General features: G+C 65.2%; 20 protein-coding genes and 1 tRNA gene. All 21 read left to right on the top strand.

Annotated elements, in window-relative coordinates; genetic code table 11:
- Window positions 1-2: 2 nt before the first annotated feature.
- On the top strand, window positions 3-860 hold the full coding sequence (mreC, locus tag U1E26_11845; GenBank protein ID MDZ4170328.1) for a rod shape-determining protein MreC: 858 nt from the start codon (window positions 3-5) through the stop codon (window positions 858-860).
- Entirely contained in the window at window positions 860-1,372 is a 513-nt protein-coding gene (gene mreD, locus U1E26_11840) for a rod shape-determining protein MreD (GenBank protein MDZ4170327.1), read from the top strand. Before mreC ends, mreD begins: the two co-directional genes overlap by 1 nt.
- 57 nt (window positions 1,373-1,429) lie before the next feature.
- Window positions 1,430-3,286, top strand: a complete 1,857-nt coding sequence (gene mrdA / locus U1E26_11835; GenBank protein MDZ4170326.1) for a penicillin-binding protein 2 — start codon at window positions 1,430-1,432, stop codon at window positions 3,284-3,286.
- A gap of 4 nt (window positions 3,287-3,290) precedes the next feature.
- Complete coding sequence (gene rodA, locus U1E26_11830; GenBank protein ID MDZ4170325.1) at window positions 3,291-4,394, top strand: rod shape-determining protein RodA; 1,104 nt, start codon at window positions 3,291-3,293, stop codon at window positions 4,392-4,394.
- 12 nt (window positions 4,395-4,406) lie between these two features.
- Window positions 4,407-5,402: a hypothetical protein gene (locus tag U1E26_11825; GenBank protein MDZ4170324.1), complete on the top strand. Its 996-nt coding sequence runs from the start codon at window positions 4,407-4,409 to the stop codon at window positions 5,400-5,402.
- Window positions 5,402-7,267, top strand: coding sequence for a TIGR03960 family B12-binding radical SAM protein (locus tag U1E26_11820; GenBank protein ID MDZ4170323.1), 1,866 nt, complete (start codon window positions 5,402-5,404; stop codon window positions 7,265-7,267). Before U1E26_11825 ends, U1E26_11820 begins: the two co-directional genes overlap by 1 nt.
- On the top strand, window positions 7,264-7,956 hold the full coding sequence (locus U1E26_11815; GenBank protein ID MDZ4170322.1) for a TIGR03936 family radical SAM-associated protein: 693 nt from the start codon (window positions 7,264-7,266) through the stop codon (window positions 7,954-7,956). The genes U1E26_11820 and U1E26_11815 overlap by 4 nt, the downstream gene beginning before the upstream one ends.
- Window positions 7,957-7,970: 14 nt before the next feature.
- Window positions 7,971-9,452, top strand: coding sequence for an Rne/Rng family ribonuclease (locus U1E26_11810; protein MDZ4170321.1), 1,482 nt, complete (start codon window positions 7,971-7,973; stop codon window positions 9,450-9,452).
- A 117-nt stretch (window positions 9,453-9,569) separates the two neighbouring features.
- On the top strand, window positions 9,570-9,974 hold the full coding sequence (rplU, locus tag U1E26_11805; GenBank protein MDZ4170320.1) for a 50S ribosomal protein L21: 405 nt from the start codon (window positions 9,570-9,572) through the stop codon (window positions 9,972-9,974).
- Window positions 9,975-9,993: 19 nt separating this feature from the next.
- Window positions 9,994-10,248 (top strand): 50S ribosomal protein L27, encoded by a 255-nt coding sequence (rpmA, locus tag U1E26_11800; GenBank protein MDZ4170319.1) that lies wholly within the window; start codon window positions 9,994-9,996, stop codon window positions 10,246-10,248.
- A gap of 134 nt (window positions 10,249-10,382) precedes the next feature.
- Window positions 10,383-11,759, top strand: a complete 1,377-nt coding sequence (gene obgE, locus U1E26_11795) for a GTPase ObgE (GenBank protein ID MDZ4170318.1) — start codon at window positions 10,383-10,385, stop codon at window positions 11,757-11,759.
- On the top strand, window positions 11,756-12,856 hold the full coding sequence (proB, locus tag U1E26_11790; protein MDZ4170317.1) for a glutamate 5-kinase: 1,101 nt from the start codon (window positions 11,756-11,758) through the stop codon (window positions 12,854-12,856). The genes obgE and proB overlap by 4 nt, the downstream gene beginning before the upstream one ends.
- A 53-nt stretch (window positions 12,857-12,909) precedes the next feature.
- A complete protein-coding gene (locus tag U1E26_11785) occupies window positions 12,910-14,163 on the top strand; it encodes a glutamate-5-semialdehyde dehydrogenase (GenBank protein MDZ4170316.1) in 1,254 nt (417 codons plus the stop codon).
- Window positions 14,160-14,777: a nicotinate-nucleotide adenylyltransferase gene (gene nadD, locus U1E26_11780; protein MDZ4170315.1), complete on the top strand. Its 618-nt coding sequence runs from the start codon at window positions 14,160-14,162 to the stop codon at window positions 14,775-14,777. The genes U1E26_11785 and nadD overlap by 4 nt, the downstream gene beginning before the upstream one ends.
- Window positions 14,778-14,780: 3 nt before the next feature.
- Window positions 14,781-15,359, top strand: coding sequence for a bis(5'-nucleosyl)-tetraphosphatase (symmetrical) YqeK (gene yqeK / locus U1E26_11775; protein ID MDZ4170314.1), 579 nt, complete (start codon window positions 14,781-14,783; stop codon window positions 15,357-15,359).
- A complete protein-coding gene (locus U1E26_11770) occupies window positions 15,356-16,453 on the top strand; it encodes a LytR C-terminal domain-containing protein (protein ID MDZ4170313.1) in 1,098 nt (365 codons plus the stop codon). Before yqeK ends, U1E26_11770 begins: the two co-directional genes overlap by 4 nt.
- Window positions 16,454-16,470: 17 nt before the next feature.
- A complete protein-coding gene (rsfS, locus tag U1E26_11765) occupies window positions 16,471-16,836 on the top strand; it encodes a ribosome silencing factor (protein MDZ4170312.1) in 366 nt (121 codons plus the stop codon).
- Window positions 16,837-17,886 (top strand): DMT family transporter, encoded by a 1,050-nt coding sequence (locus U1E26_11760; GenBank protein ID MDZ4170311.1) that lies wholly within the window; start codon window positions 16,837-16,839, stop codon window positions 17,884-17,886. It begins immediately after the preceding gene.
- A 41-nt stretch (window positions 17,887-17,927) separates the two neighbouring features.
- Window positions 17,928-18,003, top strand: a tRNA-Ala gene (locus U1E26_11755).
- A 183-nt stretch (window positions 18,004-18,186) separates the two neighbouring features.
- Window positions 18,187-19,191: a YdcF family protein gene (locus U1E26_11750; GenBank protein MDZ4170310.1), complete on the top strand. Its 1,005-nt coding sequence runs from the start codon at window positions 18,187-18,189 to the stop codon at window positions 19,189-19,191.
- Window positions 19,192-19,279: 88 nt separating this feature from the next.
- A partial coding sequence (leuS, locus tag U1E26_11745) for a leucine--tRNA ligase (GenBank protein ID MDZ4170309.1) occupies window positions 19,280-21,659 on the top strand: 2,380 nt, incomplete at its 3' end.

Genomic DNA, 21,659 nt, shown 5'->3' with positions numbered 1-21,659 from the left:
CTATGAGAGTCCAGCGAACCGAGACACGAGGACCGCGCATTCGCTGGGTTGTGCTCTACGTCGCGCTCGCCATCGTGATCATGACCGTGTGGTTCCGTGAAGGTGATACCGGTCCGCTGCATCGGTTGAGAAGTGTGGTTCAAGCGGGCACCGCTCCCGTCTCCGCGACCGGGGAGTGGGTCACGCGTCCGATCAGGGGTCTCATCGCCTGGGGATCCGATCTGGGGGTCTCCCGAAGCCAGCTCGAGGAGTTGCGCCTCCAGAACCAGCGGCTCAGGGTGACCGTGGCTGAGCTCGAAGAGGCGCGACTCGAGAACGAGCGATTGCGCGGACTCGTGAAGGTCGCGCGCGCGGGTGATGTCGAGGCGATGGGTGCGCACGTGATCGGTCGTCCGGCCAACTCATGGGACGGGATCATCACCATCGACCGCGGTGCCGACGACGGAATCACGCCGGGAATGCCGGTGGTGGGCGCGTTCGGTCTGCTGGGTCAGACGGTCGAGGTCGCGAAGACCTCCGCGAAGGTGAGACTCATCACCGACCAGCGTTCGGGTGTGGCCGGAATGATTCAGCGCAGCCGCGTCGAGGGTGTGGTGAAGGGGTCGCTGGATGGGCGGCTCACCTTCGATTTCGTCAGCGTCGACACAACGGTGACCCCGGGCGATGTCGTGATGACATCCGGGCTGGGCGGGGTGTTTCCCAAAGGTGTCGTCATCGGGGAGGTGCTTGAGGTCGAGCGCAACCCGGGCGCGCTGCAGCAGCTGATCCGGGTCACCCCGGGCGGCGATCCCTCGGGGCTGGAAGAAGTGCTGGTGCTTATCGGCGATCCGCCGGCGTCCGATCCGACGGGGGGCGAGTGATGTCTCGGTTCGTGCCAGCCGCAGTCGCGCTGTTCGTTGCGGCGATCCTTCAGGTCGGCCTTGCCCCGTATCTGGCCATCGGCGGTGTGGTTCCTAACTTCCTGCTGCTCGTCGTGGTCACCCTCGCTCTGACCACCGGCTCAGGCGAAGGCGCTGCTGTAGGATTCACCGCCGGTCTCATGTTCGACCTCATCGGTTCCGGACCGGTGGGCCCGATGGCGCTCGTACTGGCGCTTGCCGGGTTCGTCGCGGGGCTTTTGCACGAGGCGATGTTCGCTGAAGGGTGGTTGCAGCCGCTCACCGTCTTCGCCATCACCGCACTGGTGTGCGAGATCGCCTACATGTTGCTGTTATCGCTGCTGGGTGTGGAGATTCCGTTCTGGAGTGCCTTGTTGACGAAGGCCGTGCCTGCGGCGGTGTACAATACGGCACTAGCCCTGCTCGTCTATCCGTGGCTGGCCCGCTTCTTGCGCCAAGAGCGCCTGATCAAGACATTTCGCCGGCTGGCGTGACGTCAATCGCGTCGCTTTGACTGAACCCGGCGCAACACTCCGTGAGGCGGATTCCCGGTGCCCACCTTTCGTCACAGGCTCAAGCCACGCTTCGCCGTCTTCGGCGGCGTTCTTCTGCTGCTTCTGCTCGTCTTGGCCCTGCGACTGTGGTCCATGCAGGTGCTTTCCGGACCTGTCTACGCCGCGCAGGCCGATCAGAACCGAGTTCGTGAGGTCACCACCGTCGCTGCGCGCGGTCGCATCTTGGATAGAAATGGCCGCGAACTCGTCACGAACCGTCCGACGCATGTCGTGCTGGCACCGTCTCAGGTTGCCGAAGACGAAGAGATGATGGGTCGGCTGTCGAACCTGCTCAAGGTGTCGGTTCCCGAGATCCGCGAGAGGCTGCTCAGCCGCAAAGAGGCCGCGCTGTCACTGCGCGTGATAGCCGTGGACGTTCCCCTCCAGACGGTGGCCTACCTCTCCGAACACGCTTCTGAGTTCCCCGGCGTTGAGGTCGACACCCGTGCCATTCGCGAGTATCCCAACAAGACGCTCGCCTCCCACGTGCTCGGCTACACGGGTGAGATCTCCCGGGAGGAGTTGGCAAAGCCGGATTTCGCGGGCTATGACCCGAACGATATCGTCGGAAAGGCGGGCGCTGAACGCTCCTTCGAGAATGCGCTGCAGGGGGATCGCGGACGGCGCGTGATGGAAGTGGACGCGATGGGCCGTTCGCAGCGGATCATCAGCGAAGTCGATCCGGTGCCGGGGCGCGACATTCGTCTGACTATCGACTCGCGTGTGCAAAGGGTTGCAGAGAAGGCGCTCAAGGACGCGATGCAGGATGCGAAGCGTGAGAAGTTCTATCGCGCAAAGGCCGGCGCGATCGTGGCCCTCGACGTCAAGAGCGGTGAGGTCCTCGCCATGGCCAGCCTGCCCACCTACGATCCGTCGGTGTTTCTCGGTGGCATCTCAGAGCAGCAGTGGCGCTCGCTCACTTCGACGAGCTCAGAGTACCCGCTCACCAACCGCGCCATGATGGCGCAGTACCCGCCGGCATCGACATTCAAGGCGTTCACCGGCCTCGCGGGCCTGACCTATGGCGTGACAGGACAGTGGACCATGCATGACTGCGAGGGCACCTGGACCGGAATGGGCACGCAGTGGAAGAAGAGGTGCTGGAACCGTACGGGTCACGGCATGGTTTCGTTCATGGACGGGATCGAGGAATCGTGCGACACCGTCTTCTACGAGATCGGTCACAGCTTCTACAAGGGCGGCGACGAGAAGCTGCAGTCGTTCATTCGCTCGTTCGGCTACGGCAGCATGACCGGCATCGACTTGCCCGGTGAGGTGGATGGTCGTGTCCCGGACAAGGCCTGGAAGAAGGCCTGGAACGAGGACTACCCCGAGTATCAGGGCTGGAATCCGGGCGACACTGTCAACATGGCGATCGGGCAGGGTGACGTGCTGGCCACGCCGCTCCAGGTCGCTACCACCTTTGGCGGCATAGCGAACAACGGCAAAGTGATGCGGCCGCATGTGCTGCGCCAGATACTGGGCACTGACGGCAAGCCCGTGCTGACCGTGAAACCAGAAGTGGAGTTCGCGCCCAAAGTCTCCCGGTCGAACCTGGACATCATGGAGCAGGCACTTCTGAGTGTCACGCGTACGGGCACCGGCAGGAGCGCCTTCAACGGCTTCAGGGTGCCGATCGCAGGCAAGACCGGTACCGCGGAGGTCGCGAACAAGGACGACTACGCCTGGTTCGTCGGGTACGGTCCCGCAGCGAAGCCGCGTTACGTCGTCGCCGTCGTCGTGGAACAGGGTGGCGGTGGCGGTGCTGTGGCCGCCCCGGCAGCGCGGCAGGTGCTGGCGGCCCTGCTGGGTGAGAAGATCGAGCGCGTGACTGCGACGGACCCCTCCCGGTGATCGCGTGAAGGAGCGATCCCTCACCAAGAACGTCAATCCCGCGCTGATCGCGTGCGTCCTACTGCTGGCGGTCTACGGTAGCGTCATCGTGCGCTCTGCGGTGTCCGGGATGGACGCGGGCGACGCATTGTTCCGCCGCCACCTCCTCGGGCTCGCGGTCGGGCTCGTCCCGCTCGTCGTGGCGTGGGTGATCGACTACCGGAAGTTCCAAGGGTGGATCGGCCCCCTGATGCTTCTCAATGCGTTTCTCATCCTGTCCCCGCGGATTCCCGGTCTCGGCGACGAAGCGGGCGGCGCGACGTCCTGGCTGCAGATTGCGGGTTTCCGGCTGTTCCAGCCCTCAGAGCCCGCGAAACTCGTCACCATCATCATCATGGCGGCAGTCATCGCGCGCTACGACGGCTCCATCAGCAAGGCCCGCGACGTCGCCAAGATCATGGGCATTCTCGCGGTACCGCTTGGTCTGATACTTCTGCAGCCGGACCTCGGAACGGGTCTCGTGTTCATCGCCATCACGATGGGGATGCTGTTGGTCGGAGGTCTGAAGCCGCGCTGGTTCTTGCTGTTCGCACTCGTCGGTGTCGTGCTCACGGGTGTCGTGCTGAGGGCGGGGGTTCTCGAGGAGTATCAGGTCAACAGGCTGCTCGTATTCGTGGATCCGAAGCTTGATCCGACGGGCGCGGGATACAACCTGGAGCAGAGCAAGATCGCCATCGGATCGGGCGAAGTCACCGGCAAAGGGCTCGGCAAGAGCACTCAGGGCAACCTCAACTTCCTCCCCGAACGCCATACCGACTTCATCTTCAGCGTTCTGGGCGAGGAGTTCGGGTTCGCGGGAGCGATGATGCTTCTGGCCGTCTATCTCGCACTGTTGCTCACTTCGCTCGAGATCGCCGCTTCGTCGAGGGACCTGTTCGGTTCACTCATCGTGGTGGGCGTGATGAGCATGTGGACGTTTCAGATATTCGAGAACGTGGGAATGACGATCGGGCTCATGCCGATCACGGGGATTCCGCTACCCTTCATGAGCTTCGGTTCATCGTTCATGGTCACCAACCTCGCCGCCACGGGTATGCTCCTGTCGGTGTGGTCGCGACGGGCGGGCTAAGGGAGATACGACATGGGAATGCTGCTGGACGCGCGTGACCTGCTCGGATTCGGCGTGCGCGTTCGCGAGGAGCGCGAGAAGCCGGTGCGCGTCGCCGTCTTCGTCGACACCGAGGCGCCCGAGGCGCTCGTGTCGACCCTGAAGTCGGTCCTGCACCCTCAGATGAGTACCGCTCGACTTCATGTGGAGCCCGTCATGCCTGGTGACGTCCTGGTCGTCGACGATGCCGCGGACGCGGTCATCGCGATAGCGGGACCCGGCGGCACGCTCACGCCCTCACTGGCGCGCTCACGTGATGGATTCGTGCCCACAGCGCTCCTCGTTCTTGGCGAGGAGCGCGATGCGGCCGCCCGTCGGCTCGGTCACCCGCTGCTCGATACGATCGCAGGCGATGACGTGGATGGCCTTGTCAAGGAGCTCGCTGAGTGGCTGGCCGATCGCTTGGGGACGAAGCGTCTTGCCCTGGCTGCCAACTTCGCGTTCGTTCGCACGGCCGTGGCGGCCGAGTCGGTGAAGGCCACCGCGCTCCAGAACGGGATCATCGGCGGGGTCGCCATCATCCCGGGCGCAGATATGCCGCTTATGACCGCGAATCAGGCGAAGATGCTCCTTCAGATCGCGGCGGCGTACGGTCAACCGCTCGGCGCCGAACGGGCCAAGGAGCTCGTGGCGGTGGTGGGTGGGGCCTTCGTGATGCGGACCGTCGCGCGCCAAGCCGCCACGCTCATTCCCGGCTTCGGTTGGGCCCTCAAGGCCGGTATCGGATACAGCGGAACGATCGCCATGGGGTACGCGGCTATCGACTACTTCGAGCACGGCGGCGACGTGAGCGGCCTCGGGGCGCGTGTGCGCGACGCGCGTGACCGTGCGATCGAATTGGCACGAAGGCGTCGGCGCGGAGAACCGATTCCCGCACATGCGTGGGTCGCCGATGCGCCCGGCTCATCGACCTCTTCGGCCGCGTCCCCGGTAGCGCTGCCGGAGCCCGTCTCCGAGGCGGGGGAGTAGTGACGCACGTCGATCTGTGGCCCCGCGTCGAACCACTGCTGTCGCGCATCGAACGCCCTGCACGCTACGTCAACCGCGAATGGGGGGCTTCCCACCACCCTCAAGCCGAATACCGTGCGGTACTGCTCTACCCGGACACCTATGAGATCGGGCAGGCGAACCAAGCGCTCGGAATCCTGTACGAGAAGCTCAACGCCCTTGACGATGTGGCCGCTGAGCGCGCCTACCTTCCTGCAGCCGATCTGATCGCGCTGATGCGCGAGGAGAAGCTGCCGCTCTTCTCGCTCGAATCGTGTGCCCCGGTGGCTTCGTTCGACCTGTTCGGCATCACGGTGCCCTACGAGCTGACGTGGACCAATATTCTCGAAGCACTCGACCTTGCCGGTCTGCCCGTACGCTCGGCCGACCGAGATGACAAGCACCCCTTGGTGGTTGGCGGCGGGCCGTGCGTCTATAACCCCGAGCCGTTTGCGCCGTTCTTCGACGCTATCCTGATCGGCGAAGGTGAAGAGGCGCTCGCGGAGATGGTGGCGGTACACCGCAGCGCCCGGGCCGCGGGGTCGACGCGCGAGGAGGTTCTTCGTGCGCTGGCGACCGTGCAAGGCGTGTACGTTCCCTCGCTGTACGTGCCGCAGTACTGCGCTGATGGGTCCTTCTCCGGTGTCGATGTCGCCGACGGCGCGCCGTTTCCCGTGGTCAAGCGTGTCGTCGCAGACCTCGATGCTCAACGCTCGCCCACCTGCCCCATCGTCCCGTTCGTCGACGTCGTGCACGACAGGTACGCGCTTGAGGTGCTCCGGGGCTGTACGCGCGGGTGCCGGTTCTGTCAGGCCGGCATGGTCTACCGCCCCGTGCGGGAACGTTCGCCCGATACCATCGTCAGGGATGCGCTGGCTGGCTTGGCGTGCACGGGCCACGACGAAGTCTCGCTCACGTCGCTGTCCACCGCCGACCACAGTCAGCTGGAGGAGGTGCTGCGACGTCTCTCTCGCCGCCTTGCGGGAAGCGGAACCTCGGTGTCACTTCCGTCGCTTCGGGTGGACGCGTTCAGCGTGGATATGGCGCGGCTCATCGCCGGCACCGGACGCAAGAGCGGGCTCACGTTCGCGCCGGAGGCCGGGACGCAACGGTTGCGCGATGTCATCAACAAGAACGTGACCGACGAGGATCTCCTCGGCACGGTCACCCGCGCGTTCGAGGCGGGCTGGCGGCGCGTGAAGCTCTACTTCATGATTGGGCTGCCCACCGAGACCGACGAGGATGTCCGCGCCATCGGTAGTCTGGTCTGGCGCGTTCTCGATGCTGCCAGGGCGGCGACTCCACCGGCCCAACGGGGATCGATTCGCATAGCGGTGAGCGTGTCCACGTTCGTGCCCAAGGTGCAGACACCGTTCCAATGGGAGGCGCAGGTCAGCCTCGAGGAAGTTCGGCGTCGCCAGCAGATCGTGAGGGAGGCTATGCCAAGAAAGGGAGTCGACCTGCATTGGCATGATGCCGACGTCTCCTTTCTTGAGGGCGTGATGGCACGTGGCGGCAGAAAGGTCGCTGACGCGGTCGAGACAGCCTGGCGTGGCGGCGCGGTGTTCGACGCGTGGACGGAGCGATTCGACCTGGGCCGCTGGCTCGGGGCGTTCGAAGAGGTAGGGGTCGACCCCGCCGCAATCGCGAATCGCGAGCGTTCCCTCGATGAGCCGCTTCCCTGGGAGCATATCTCTGCGGGCGTTTCTCGTGCGTACCTAGAGAGCGAGCGGAACCTCGCCTTCTGCGAGCAGACCACGCCGGACTGCAGCTTCACCAGCTGTACGGGTTGCGACGTCTGCGGTGACCTGGGAGTCGATATCGTCGTCGGGGGAGTGCGCTCGTGACGCCCGGCGAGTATCGACTCCGCGTCCGCTACGGCAAGACCGGTCGGTTGCGCCACCTCTCGCACCTTGAGGTTGTCCATGCGCTGGAGCGCTCGCTGCGCCGTGCGAACCTTCCCTACGCGGTCACCCAGGGCTTCAACCCCCACATGAAAGTGGCGTTTGGGCCCGCACTACCGGTGGGAACCGCTGGTCAGAATGAGTACCTCGATGTGTGGTTGACGCGCTACACTAGCGCTGATGATGTGCTCGACACGCTCGTGCGCTCGTCACCTGAGGATCTTGCGCCTCGTGAGGCTCGCTTCGTCGGCAACGACCTGGCATCGCTGACCGCGGCGTTGACTATAGGGATGTATCGCGTCGAGATCGATGGGAAAGGCATCGAGGACAGCCAGGTGCAGGCGGCGCTCTCGCAGGTCATGGAGGAGCGCGAGTTCTCAATCGAACGCAAGGGCAAAACGAAGGTTTACGACCTGGTGCGCAGTATCCCGAAGGAACCGCGTACCGTTGGTCGGGAGGGCGGAGTCGATATCGACCTCGCCATCCGCATGGGCCCTGACGGGGCCCTTCGCCCTGAGGCGCTCGTGAGGTTCGCTCTCTCCCGTGTCGGCATCGAGCCGACCGCTTTGCGCACGACGCGCACCGATACGCTCGTCGAGAGTGATGAGGCGGTCTGGTCGCGTCCTATGTGACGGGAGTGGGACCAGTGGCCGATGTGGCCCGCGAGATGCTCATCTCGCATGACAACAACGAGACCCGAGTAGCGCTACTCGAGGATCGTGAGCTTGTCGAACTGTATATCGAACGTCCGCGCCGCAGCGTGGCGGGCAACGTCTACCTCGGCAAGGTGACCGACGTTCTGCCCGGTATGCAGGCGGCGTTCGTGGACATCGGGCTTGAGAAGAACGCGTTCCTCTACGTCGACGAGGTCGTCGACCCCGAGGGCGTCGAGGGCGTGCCACGTCGGCCGATCGCCCAGCTTCTCAGGGTCGGCCAGACGATCATCGTGCAGGTGGTCAAGGACCCCATGGGGACCAAGGGTGCCCGCGTGACGACCGAGGTCACCCTGCCGGGACGCTTCCTCGTCCTCATGCCGTTCTCGAACTTCGTCGGCGTCTCCAAGAAGATCGCCGATGAAGAGCGCGAACGGCTGCATGACATCGTGGCGCCTAAGGTACCGCAGGGCACGGGTATCATCGTGCGCACCGTCGCCCAGGGTGTCTCCGGCCGCGACCTGGAGACCGACCTCGAGTTCCTGCTGCGTCTGTGGAAGCGCGTGAGCCACCTCGCGGCCGAGTCGCTCGCCCCGGAGATCATCTACACCGAGATGGACCTGGCGCTGCGTTTCATACGCGACGTCTTCTCAGATGAGTTCAAGCGCCTCACGATCGACGACAAGCCGACCTACGACAAGGTCGCGTCGTTTCTCAAGAAGACGTCGCCGGCACTCGTGAAGCGGTTGGTGCTTCACAGGGATCGCGAATCACTGTTCGACGCGTTCGGTGTGCAGGGCACGATCGACGCCGCCCTACAGCGGGTCGTTCATCTCCCGAGCGGCGGCCATCTCACCATAGACAAGACCGAGGCGCTCACAGCCATCGACGTCAACACCGGCAAGTTCGTCGGTAAGCGCAACCTTGAAGACACGATCCTCAAGACGAACCTCGAGGCGGCCGAAGAGGCCGTTCGACAGCTGCGTCTGCGAGATATCGGTGGCATCATCATCATCGACTTCATCGACATGGAACTTGCCGCATCGAGGCAGCTGGTCATGGGACGGCTGTCGACGGCCCTGGGTCGTGACCGCACGAAGACCCGTCTGGGCGAGATGTCGCGCCTGAACCTCGTCGAGATCACGCGGAAGAACGTGACCGAAGGTCTCTACGGGATTCTGACCGAACCGTGTCCGACGTGCGGTGGAGACGGGCGCATCGTCTCCCATACAACCCGCCGCATCACGGTGGAGCGACGCATGCGCGACGTCTTGAGGTCGGGTCGGGCCGACGCCTATCTGTTCGGGCTTGAGCCTGAGACGTTCCGACTGGTGACGGGGCCGGGCCTCAACGTGGTTGCCGCATTGCGCGCCGAGACCGGGTGCCGCGTGACGATCGTTCCGGATGAAGAGGCGGCCCCCACCGAGGTGCGCATCCTGATCGAGGGGCGTGCGGGAGCGCTTGGCCGCAGGTGAGCGCCGACACATAGACACGCCCGGGGCCGTTGCAGTAGGGGAATTCGTTGACGGTCCTGGTAGCGGCTGATAAGATTGCTCCTCGCGTGTCTACAAGTGCGAACGAAAGGTCCTTTGATGTACGCAGTCGTTGCCACCGGTGGTAAGCAGCTCAAAGTCGCAGCCGGCGATGTCGTGAGTGTCGAGAAGCTCGACGCCGCGGTCGGTGATAGCGTGAAGTTTGATGTCATCTTTCTCGCGAACGAGGGTGAGATCACGGTTGACGTCGACGCCTTGGCCGCATCCACCGTCACGGGTGAGGTCGTCGAGCACTACAAGGGCGAGAAGGCCGTCATCTTCAAGTTCAAGAAGCGCAAGGGCTACAAGCGCCTCAAGGGTCATCGTCAGAATCTGACGCGCGTTCGTATCACGGACGTCGCCGCGGGTGAGGCCAAGAAGAAGGCCGCTCCCAAGAAGAAGGCCGCCGCGAAGGTCGAGGAGCCGGTCGCCGTTGCGACCGAGGCCCCCGAGACCGCCGAGTAGTCGAGGGTAGGGATCAGGAATGGCTCATAAGAAGGGTCTCGGCTCCACCAAGAACGGCCGCGATTCCCGGGCGAAGCGCCTCGGGGTCAAGCGGTACGCTGGTGAGACCGTCGGTACGGGCACGATCATCGTGCGCCAGCGCGGAACGCATTTCCACCCCGGCGACGGTGTGGGACGCGGCGGCGACGACACGCTGTTCGCTCTGCGTGACGGTATTGTCGAGTTCACACGCGGCCTCAAGCGGCGCGTTCACGTTCGACCGCTCGAGGGCTAGCGGATACGCCCGACCGAGCTTTGCGCTCACGCACGATATCGAGCCCTCCGCCTTGGCTGTCGAAGCAAAGCGGGGGGCTCGTTTTCATAGTATGACGACTGACCGGTTCGACTCGATTAGGCAGGCGTGCACAGGTGTTCATCGACCAGGTGACGATACATGTCAAAGCAGGTGACGGCGGGGCTGGCTGCATGTCGTTCCGACGCGAGGCGCACGTGCCGAAGGGCGGGCCCGATGGCGGTGATGGCGGACGCGGTGGTGACGTGGTGCTCGTGGCCGACGGGTCGCTGTCCTCGCTGATCGACTACCGCTTCAAGCACCACTTCAAGGCGACGCGTGGCACGCACGGCAAGGGAAGTCGGCTGGACGGGGCCCGGGGCGAGGTGCTGTCGCTGCGCGTGCCGTTGGGTACCGTCGTGCGCGATGCCGATACCGGCGAACAGCTCGGGGATCTCACGCACCCGGCTCAGCGACTGATCATTGCCGAGGGCGGTCACGGTGGACGCGGCAACCCGCACTTCACCACTCCTACGCGACGCGCTCCCTCTTTCGCCGAACTCGGTGAGCCGGGCGAGGAGCGCTCTCTCATCCTCGAGCTCAAGTTGCTCGCCGATGTCGCGCTGGTGGGCATGCCGAGCGTGGGCAAGTCCTCGATGATCGCTCGCATGAGTGCGGCGCGCCCCAAGATCGCCGACTACCCGTTCACCACGCTTATCCCGAACCTCGGGGTCGCCCGTGCGGGCGAGCGCAGCTTCGTGGTCGCCGACGTGCCTGGCCTCATCGAGGGTGCACATGAGGGTAAGGGGCTTGGGCATGCGTTCCTGCGTCACATCGAGCGTACGGCGCTGATCGTGCACGTGGTCGACCTGTCCGGAGGGTGGGAGGGTCGAGACGCGCTCGAAGACTACGAGATCATCAATCACGAGTTGGCCATGCACGCCGCCGAGCTTGAGAGCCGACCCCGCGTCATCGTGGGGAACAAGGCTGACGTCGAGGGTGCTGAAGTGGCCTCGGAGGCCTTGCGCGAACGCGCTCGCATCGATGAGGTGCCCTACTTCGAGGTCTCCGCGATCACCGGTGCCGGAATCGACCCGCTCATTCGCTCGCTCGCCGAGCGGGTGTTCGAGCTGCGCAGCGCAGTGGCACAACACGAGGTCCCTGAAGCGGTCTACACCTACCGTCCCAAGCGGGTGCGCGAGTTCACGGTGCGCAACCTCGGCGGCGGCGTGTTCGAGGTCGAGGGGCGCGGCGTCGAGCGCATGGTCATCACGACCGAATGGGACAACGAGGAGGGCGTGGCGTTCCTCCAGAAGCGTCTTGTGCGTGCGGGGGTCGAGCGCGCACTTGCCGAGGCGGGCGCGGTCGATGGCGACGAGATCCGCATCGCCGGGAGGAGCTTCGATTTCGATACAGGGCTCGAGTCAGACCCTGAGATCGAGTTCATCGAGGCCGAGCCCGACATCGACCTGGTGGACGACGTTGAGACGGTCGGTCAGGTGGAGGGGTCGTGACGCAGCGGGTGGTAGTCAAGGTCGGCTCCTCGACGCTCGCTCCTGACGGCGGGCCGATCGATATCGCATACGCCCGCACGCTGGTGGCCCAGATATGCGATCTGCGGGAGTCCGGGATCGAGCCGGTGCTCGTGACGAGCGGCGCGATCTCTGCGGGCGTGGATCGTTTGGGGATGACGTCGCGGCCCACGGACATGCCGTCCTTGCAGGCGGCGGCTTCCGTCGGTCAGGTTGCGCTGGTCGAGTGCTACGCCGCGCTCTTTGCTGAGCGGGGCGTGACCATCGGGCAGGTACTCCTGACTCGTCACGACACCGGACATCGCGAGGCGTTCCTGCACGCACGAGACACCCTCGAGCGGCTCATCGCCGTCGGAGTGGTCCCGGTTGTCAACGAGAACGACACCGTCGCTGTCGACGAGATCCGGTTCGGCGACAACGATACGCTGGCCGCGCTGGTGGCTACCATGGTCGGCGCGACCCTCGTGATCTTGCTCTCGGACATCGAAGGACTCTACGACGCAGACCCCCGGACCACCGATGAGGCGCGTCTGCTCGAGCATGTCGACGAGCTCACCGAAGACCTCATCGCCGCGGCGGGGGGATCGGGCAGCGTCTCCGGTAGCGGTGGCATGGCGACGAAACTCGACGCAGCCCGGGTTCTGATGAAGGCCGGCATCCCTCTGGTGGTGTGCGACGGGCGTCAGGCAGACGTCGTGACCGACGCAGCCGCAGGCAAGGCGTGCGGGACCGTGTTCTCGCCGGGGGAGGGTTCGCTCGGCGCGCGCAAGCTGTGGATCGCGCTCGGGCGCAGGCCGGCCGGCGAGATCGTGATAGACGACGGCGCCAAGCGCGCTCTTCTGGAGCGAGAGGCATCGCTGCTACCTGCCGGAGTCGTGCGTGTGAGCGGCGATTTCGCTGCGGGCGATGCGGTAGTATTGAAAGACCTGTCGAATGCGATCGTCGCGCGCGGCCTCACGGGGCTCGGGTCCGACGATCTGGAGCAGGTCAAGGGCTTGAAGTCCTCCGAGATCGCGGAGCGGTTTCCGCAGCTCGCAGGCAGGGATGTCGTGCACCGCGATAGTCTTGCGGTGCTGTAGGGCGGGTACGCCGCAGGGGTGCTCGCCAGGGTGTGTTTGAGAGGAGCGGTTCGATGTCGGAGGTCATGAACCTCGCACTGCGCGCTCGAGAGGCTGCACGGACGCTGGGAATCACGTCTGCGGGCGCCCGGAACCGCGCCCTGCTCGTGATGGCGCACGCCCTCACCTCCAAGCAGGACCAGATTCTGGCGGCGAACGAGGCAGATATCGCTGCTGCGCGTGCGAAGGGCACACCGGAGGGGCTCATCGATCGGCTGGAGCTTAATCCGGCGCGTCTCAAGAGCATGTCCGAAGCGCTCAAGGCTCTCTCGCTCCTGCCGGATCCGATAGGCGAGGTCATCGAGGGCAACATCATGCCGAACGGCATCGAGCTGACCAAGGTGCGAGTACCGCTTGGCGTGGTCGGCATGATCTACGAGGCGCGCCCCAACGTCACCGCTGACGCAGCGGGACTGTGCATCAAGACCGGAAACGCCGTCATTCTCCGAGGCGGCTCAATGGCTCACCAGAGCAACCTCACGCTTGCGCGCGTCTTGTCTGAGGCAGCGGTTGGGGCTGGCATCGCTGATGGGTGCATTCAGGCCATCGAGTCGACCGAGCACGCCGCGGCTGAGGAGATGATGGGGCTCCACGGCTACATCGACGTGCTGATTCCGCGCGGCGGGGCCAACCTCATCAGAAGCGTCGTCGAGAACGCCAAAGTGCCGGTGATCGAGACGGGCACCGGCAACTGCCACGTCTACATCCACGAAAGCGCGGACGCGCAGATGGCGCGGCACATCGTCGTGAACGCCAAGTGTCAGCGCCCCAGCGTGTGCAACGCCGCCGAGTCACTGCTCGTCGATGAAAGCGTGTACGAGCAGATGCTCCCCGCTATTCTCAAGGAGCTTGAGGACAATGGCGTCACGCTCTACGCCGACGACAAGACCCGGGGTCTGGGCGCGGTCATGCGCATCCAGCCTGCCACTGAAGAGGACTGGGGCACCGAGTATCACGAGCTCAAGATGAGCGTGAAGGTCGTGTCCGGTCTTGATGAGGCCATTCGCCATATCAACACCTACGGCACCAAGCACTCGGAGGCCATCGTCACCGCGGACTACGTCGCCGCGAGGCGTTTCCTGCGCGAGGTGGATGCGGCGGCAGTCTACGTGAACGCGTCTACGCGCTTCACCGACGGAGGCGAGTTCGGCCTCGGGGCAGAGATCGGCATCTCCACCCAGAAGCTGCACGCGCGTGGACCGATGGGTCTTGCCGCCCTCACGTCCACTAAGTACATGCTGATGGGAGACGGGCAGATCCGCGAGTGATCAGCGGCGCGCGACTGGGGATCATGGGTGGGACGTTCGACCCCATCCACTACGGGCATCTCGTCACCGCCGAGGAGGCCTTGGTTCAGTTCAACCTCGATCGCGTCGTCTTCATGCCCACCGGACAGCCTGCTATGAAGTCGGACCAGAATGTGAGCGCCGTCGAGCACCGCTATCTCATGACGGTCTTGGCGACGGCAGCCAACGACGACTTCGATGTCAGCCGCCTTGAGGTTGACAGGCCGGGCGTCACGTACACGGTCGACACACTCGAGGCGCTGCGCGACGTGCATGGACCCCAGACCGACCTGTTCTTCATCACCGGAGCCGATGCCGTGTGGGAGATCGTCGCATGGAAGGATGCTGAGCGCGTGGCCGCACTCGCGACGTTCATCGCGGCCACCCGGCCCGGGTACGACCTCACCGGAGCGCTTCGCGCGCACGAGGATGCGGCCACCGGCTTTCGGATCGAGCACCTTGAGGTTCCGGCTCTGGCCATCTCATCGACGGATCTGCGCAGGCGGGTGGCCGCACGGCGTCCGATCCGCTACCTCACGCCGGATCCGGTGGTCACCTATATCGAGAAGAACGGCTTGTATCGGGAGGCCGGCTGAGCGGTGAGCGTCTCGTATGAAACGGCGGACAAGGCACTCGCGGCGCGCATGGGCGACAAGTCGCTCGCGCACAGTCGCGGGGTCTCGCAGGCCGCTGGTCAGCTTGCGCTGATCTATGGGGTCGACACGGAAGAGGCGCGTCTTGCCGGATTGTTGCACGATTGGGACCGCGAACTCTCGCACGACGAGCTCGCCTCACGTGCCGCCGCTGCCGGGCTTCCGACCAGCGCGGCCGAAGAGGCGTCGCCGCGGCTGCTCCACGCGCGTACCGGCGCGGTGGCGCTGCGTGAGGCCGTCCCCGGGCTGTCCTCAGAGGTCCTGACCGCGATCGAGCGACACACCCTCGGCGACCCGCGCATGGGCCCGCTCGACATGGTCGTCTACGTCGCCGATATGATCGAGCCGGGCCGCCACTACCAGGGTGTGGACGATCTGCGCGAAGCCGCGGGCACGATCTCACTCGAGGAGCTGTTCGCTGAGGCATATCGCCACTCCGTCTCGCATCTGATCAAGGCAAGGAAGCCGATCCATCCGCTGACGGTAGAGGTTTGGAACACGCTCGTGGCGAGGAGGCGGCCGTGAGCGCGGAGAAGCCCAGGCGCTCCCGGCTGCCCGAAGCACCGGACACGCCGAGCGGCTACCGTCAGACAAGGCGGGGGTCGACGGCCCTCAGGAGCGCCAGGCGGGCGCAGAAGAAGCACGATGTCGCCCTTGCTGCGACGCGCGGGGCGCGCGGCTTTCGCAACGTACTGCTCGTCATCGTGCAGGCACTCGCGATCGTCGGCCTGACGATGATAGTGCTGCTGCTCATCGCCAACGGAGTCAACACCTTCGTACGATGGAACTCCCAGCGAATCGCTGAGAAGGCGTCCTCGCCAGAGGAGAGAGACCGCTTGTCCCAAGAGAATGTGCTGATCGTCGGGGTGGACGGTGACAAGGCAGTGGGCTTCCTTGCGGTGCGTGTGGATCGCACGACGGGTCAGGTCTTCGGTATCGCGATACCCGACGGCGCGTTCGTCGATATCCCCGGACGCGGGTTCGAACGCATGGGCGAGGCATGGGAGGCGGGCGCCGATGTCGCGCTCTCGACGGTCTCGAACTTCTTCACCGTTCCGTTCGTCGACTACGTTGCGGTGCCCGCGGACGCGTATCAGAGCGCCGTTTCCTCTCAGAGCGTGTCAGCGCTGCCTTCCGTCGCTGTGAGCAGTAGCCTGTCCGCTGACGAGCTCGCTTCCCTGACCTCAGAACTGGAGAAGATTCCGCAGAAGAGCGTCGCGCTGGTGCCTCTGCCGGTCAAGCCGATCAAACTGGGAGACCAGACGTACTTCGAGCCGCAGCGAGATGAGATCGCCGACCTGCTCAAGACGTGGTGGGGCGTGGACGTCACGGACGAGGATCAGGCGCCCCGAGTCATCGTGTACAACGGCGCGGGTAAGCCCGGTATCGCCGGTCAGGCTGCTCAGGTGCTCATCAGGTCGGGATTCAGGGTGATCGACACCAAGAACGCCGACGACTTCAACTACAAGAAGACCGAGATCGTGGTGCGTCGTGGTGATCTCGCGCGGGGTGAAGAGGTCAGGAAAGCGCTCGGAATCGGGTCCGTGGTGGTCGATACGTCGACGGCGGATGTGACCGACGTGATAGTGATCATAGGCAAGGATTACAAGCCAAAGTGAGCGCCGAAAGGGGCAGCGTGGATCAGATCAAGGAACGAGCCGTCTTGGCTGCAATGGCAGCGGCGGACAAGAAGGCCACCGATATCGTGGTTATGAACGTGGCCGAGACCCTCGTGGTCACGGACTTCTTCGTGATAGCCAGCGGAAACACGGCCATACAGGTGCGGGCTATCGCCGACGAAGTGGAGGACCGGGTCCGCCTCGAAGCGGGGGTCAAGCCCATCGGGCGCGAGGGGACCGAAGAGGCCAAGTGGGTGCTCCTCGACTTCGGGGATTTCGTGGTTCACGTCTTCCAGCCCGACGAGCGGGAGTTCTATCGCCTTGAGAAGCTGTGGAACGATGCGCCACGAGTGGAGTTGCCCGGGCTGGAGACGGGTGCGTAGGTGACCCTGAGAGGCTCCAAGTCGGGTGCCGCCGCAGCGCTCATCGGTGTGGCGGCGGTGTGGGGTGCCACATTCGTCATCGTCGCCGACGCCATCGCGGTCTATCCGATGTATGCCTTTCTCGGGTGGCGCTTCGCGCTGGCCACGGTGACCTTCGCAATCATCTTTCCGCGCAGTATCAAGCGTCTCGATGGCGCGAACCTGCGAATGGGGCTCTTCGCCGGCGCCTTCCTGACCGCCGGCTACATCTTTCAGACCTGGGGACTCGACGGAGAGACGGCGACGACTCCCGCCCGCGCGGCGTTCATCACCGGGCTCTACGTGGTGATCGTCCCGCTGGCGCAGGCGGTGTTCTTGCGCCGCATGCCGCGCCCGGCGACGCTGATGGGTGCCGGTCTCGCGCTGGCGGGGCTGTGGCTGTTGTCGGGCGTGGACGCGAGCGGACTGGGCGGCTGGGTGTTCGGGGACTCGATGATCGTGGTCTGCGCGGTGGCGTACTCTGCACACATGCTCGTGCTGGGCTCGACCGACGAGCGGCACGACACGGGTGCTCTGACACTCGTGCAGCTCGTCACCGTCACCGTGGTCACGGCCTCGATCTCGCTGCTGACCGAGGATGCAGGCCTGCCGACGGAGCCAAGCGTGCTGTTTGCCATAGCGGTATGCGGCATTCTGGCCAGCGCACTCGCCTTCGCCATCCAGACCTGGGCCCAACGTCGCATGCCACCTGCTCGAGTCGCCCTGATCCTGGTCACCGAGCCTGCGTTTGGCGGCGTCATCGGTTGGGCTGCTGCGGGAGTGTGGCCACTGATGGAGGTCGCGGGTGCGTCATTGATGCTGGGCGGAATGATCACGAGCGAAGTGGTGGCAGCCGCCGCTCCCGAATCGGAGATGGTCGAGTTCGAGGCGGGCGTGCAGGGCATGGCCGCGCCGGTGGTCGAGGACGAGCACCGTCCGTCGCGCCTGTTCGACGACTCTGACGACGAGCCCGGTTCGGGTCAGGCATCTGCGCACCAGAGCGCTATTGACCCCAAGAGGGGCGCTTTGTAGACTACCGCTTGCCGCTTTGACGCGGCTCTTTGATGGTGAACGGGGCCTTAGCTCAGCTGGGAGAGCGCTTGGCTGGCAGCCAAGAGGTCAGGGGTTCGATCCCCCTAGGCTCCACCACACCACTGCCATGGGACACCTGCCGAATCGGCGGGTGTTTTCGTTTTCTGCGACAGGTCGGCGAGTGGGGATTGATCGCGATCGTGTTCGGCGTGACGATAGGCGTGGTGCTGCGCTAGTCGCTTCGACCGCGTTTCGGCTACGATTCGGGTTCGTGAGCCGACGTGGGGGAGCATCGAGGCAGTGAACCGAACGCGAGTTGTGCGCAGCGCCTACGCGGCCGCACGCGGATTCGCCTTGTTCGTCGGGGTCTTCGGTTTCGCCAACTCCGTGGGCTCGCTTTTCGGTCGGGGGACCGAGAACCTGTGGTGGGTTGATGCATCGATCCTGCCCGGATCCCTCTCTTCGCTGGTGCCGACGGCGATCGCCGTGGTCCTTGTCGTGTGGGCTGCCGCACCGACGCGGTCAAGCCGCGGCCGGTACGTGGTTGCTGCGTGCTGCACCGTGCTCGCAGCCCTCGCGGCCTTCAATAGCGGCACCTTCTATCGTGCCTGGAGCGAGGGGCGCATCGAGCCCGCAGTCGGAGCGCCGTTCTCCGCTGTGCTCGCCGGCGCCTTCATCGCCCTTGCGCTCCTGATCGGGTGGGGCGAGCCTCCTGTCGAATCACGCCGGGGTCTGACCTGGGGCGTCGTGGGGTGGACCGCTGCGTTCGCGCTTCTCTTTCCTCTGGCACACGTCTCGTTCTTCGGCACGACCGACTACCGTCGGACTGCCGATGCCATCGTCGTGCTCGGCGCGCGTGTTCACGAGAACGGAATGCTCTCGTCCTCGTTGCGCGATCGCGTGGACGCAGCGGTCGGGCTGCACGAAGAGGGCCTGGCCCCGCTTGTCATCATGTCGGGCGGCATCGACGACAACGGAACGGATGAGGCGGCCGCGATGGCGCAGTACGCCATCGCACGCGGTGTGCCTCAGGCGGCCATCGAGATCGACTATGCAGGCGAGAACACCGATGCCACCGTGCGCAACACGATCGAGATGCTCGGCTCGGGCGCGCGGGTGATGGCGGTCAGCCAGTTCTATCATCTGCCGCGCATCAAGATGGCGTTTCGGTTGGCGGGTGAGGATGTCGCCACCGTTCCTGCGCCGGCGCTCCAGCCGATTCCGGGTACCCCCGCCTTCGTTGCGCGTGAGATACCTGCCTTCTGGGTGTACTGGCTGCGCGGGCTGCTGAGCCGGAGGGCGTGAGGCGGTCGGTCGCGTGGTCGGCTAGAATCACTCCTACCGCGCGGGCCGCGAGGCGGCACGTGAGACACCGACCGGAAGGGCGCCGTTCGTGAGCGACCGCAAGTACGATCCACACGCTATCGAGCCGAAGTGGCAGGCCGCCTGGGAGGCCACTGGCGCCGACCGTGCCGTCGAGGACCCCGACAGGCCGAAGAAGTATGTGCTGGAGATGTTTCCGTACCCCTCGGGCGATATCCACATGGGCCACGTGCGCAACTACACGATCGGCGATGTGGTGGCCCGCCACGCCCGGATGGCTGGCTTCAGCGTGCTGCATCCCATCGGTTGGGACGCCTTCGGTCTGCCGGCTGAGAACGCCGCCATCAAGAGCAACTCACACCCTGCGAAGTGGACGTACGCCAACATCGAGACACAGGCAGCGTCGTTCAAGCGCATGGGCTTCTCGTATGACTGGGACCGCACCGTGAAGTCGTGCGACCCCGCGTACTACCGCTGGGGCCAGTGGATCTTCCTCAAGATGTGGGAACGGGGCCTGGTCGAGCGCAAGTCTTCGCCGGTCAACTGGTGTCCCGACTGCGCGACCGTGCTCGCCAACGAGCAGGTGCTGGGCGACGGCGTGTGCTGGCGCTGCAAGAGCGCCGTCACCAAACGCGAGCTGGAGCAGTGGTACTTCAAGATCACCGACTACGCCCAAGAGCTGCTCGACGACCTCGACACGCTGCCGGGCTGGCCCGAGCGCGTCAAGACGATGCAGGCGAACTGGATAGGACGCAGCGAGGGCGCGCACGTGGACTTCGAGCTGTGTGACGCCGACGGCGAGCCCTGCGGCGAGCAGATGACCGTCTTCACGACACGCCCGGACACGCTCTTTGGCTGCTCGTTCTTCCTGCTCGCGCCGGAGCACCCGCGCGTTAAGGAGTTCGTGGCGGGCACCGAGTACGAGGACGCCGTCATGGCGGTGGTCGCATCAGCAGCGCGCGAGACGGCCGTCGAGCGCCAGCTGGGCGAGCGCGTCAAGAGCGGCGCCTTCACCGGCCGCTACGTGGTCAACCCCGTAAACGGCGAGAAGGTGCCGGTGTGGGTGAGCGACTACGTGCTCATGGAGTACGGCACCGGCGCGGTCATGGCCGTGCCCTGCGGTGACCAGCGCGACTTCGAGTTCGCGCGCCAGTATGGGCTGCCGATCCCGCCGGTGGTGGTGGCCGAGGACGATCCGCTGCTGACGGAGCTCGCGGGCGTGAAGGAGCGCGTGCTCAACGAGGTTCCGTGGGCCGAGGCGTATGCCGGCGACGGCATCATGGTGCAGTCGGGCGAGTTCACGGGTCTGCCGACAGGCAAAGGTGGCGAGGGCGTGCGCGCGGTGACCGCCTGGCTCGCCGAGGGCGGACGCGGTCACGAGGCCATCAACTTCCGGCTGCGCGACTGGCTCATCAGCAGGCAGCGCTACTGGGGCAACCCGATTCCGGCGATTCACTGCCCGGACTGCGGGCTGCATCCGGTGCCGGAGGAGCAGTTGCCGGTGCTTCTGCCGATGGACATCGATGTGACCAAGGGCGAGACGCTCGCCGATCATCCGGAGTTCTACGAGACGACGTGTCCGGTGTGCGGCGATCCCGCGCGGCGTGAGACTGACACGATGGACACGTTCACGTGCTCGAGCTGGTACTACCTGCGCTACTGCGACGCCCGCAACGGTAAGTCGCCGTTCTACCGGGACAAGGCCGACTACTGGATGCCGGTCGACCAGTACATCGGCGGCATCGAGCACGCGATTCTGCACCTGCTGTACTCGCGCTTCTTCACCAAGGTCCTGCGCGATATGGGGTTGCTCGGCTTCGACGAGCCCTTCACCAACCTGCTCACGCAAGGCATGGTGAAGAAGGACGGCGAGACGATGTCCAAGTCGAGGGGCAATGTGGTGGCTCCCGAGGACATGGTCGCCCGCTATGGCGCCGACGCGCTGCGCGCGTTCATCCTGTTCATGGCGCCGCCCGACAAGGACCTGGATTGGAACCAGGACGGTCTCGAGGGCATGTGGCGGTTCCTCAGTCGGTTCTGGAGGTATGTGACCGACGTGGGCGACGCCTCCGGGAGCGCCGATGCCGCAACCGACGATCCCGCGTCAGCGATCCTGCGCCGCGAACGGCATCGCGTGGTGGGCAAGGTCACCTCAGACATCGAGCGGTTCGGCTTCAACACCGCGCTCTCGGCAATGATGGAGCTGCTGAACGCTGCCGGTGACTACCGGCGCGCGGTGGCCGAGGGCGCGCGCGACAGCCTGCTCGAGCGCGACGTGGCCGAGACGCTCACCCTGCTGATCGCCCCCTTCGCGCCACACATGGCCGAGGAGTTGTGGCGCGAAGTGCTGGGACACGATCGGTCGGTACACCGCGAGGAGTGGCCGACCTTCGACCCGGCGCTCGCCGCGGCCGACGAGGTCGAGATCGTCGTGCAGGTCAACGGCAAGG

The sequence above is a fragment of the Coriobacteriia bacterium genome (genome assembly GCA_034370385.1).
Lineage (GTDB): Bacteria > Actinomycetota > Coriobacteriia > Anaerosomatales > PHET01 > JAXMKZ01.
This window is presented reverse-complemented; position numbering and strand designations above follow the sequence as displayed.

Coding starts and splice junctions, on each gene's coding strand:
- rpmA (MDZ4170319.1), top strand. CDS start 9,994: ATGGCTCATAAGAAGGGTCTCGGCTCCACCAAGAACGGCCGCGATTCC.
- rplU (MDZ4170320.1), top strand. CDS start 9,570: ATGTACGCAGTCGTTGCCACCGGTGGTAAGCAGCTCAAAGTCGCAGCC.
- U1E26_11825 (MDZ4170324.1), top strand. CDS start 4,407: ATGGGAATGCTGCTGGACGCGCGTGACCTGCTCGGATTCGGCGTGCGC.
- mreD (MDZ4170327.1), top strand. CDS start 860: ATGTCTCGGTTCGTGCCAGCCGCAGTCGCGCTGTTCGTTGCGGCGATC.
- U1E26_11785 (MDZ4170316.1), top strand. CDS start 12,910: ATGTCGGAGGTCATGAACCTCGCACTGCGCGCTCGAGAGGCTGCACGG.
- mreC (MDZ4170328.1), top strand. CDS start 3: ATGAGAGTCCAGCGAACCGAGACACGAGGACCGCGCATTCGCTGGGTT.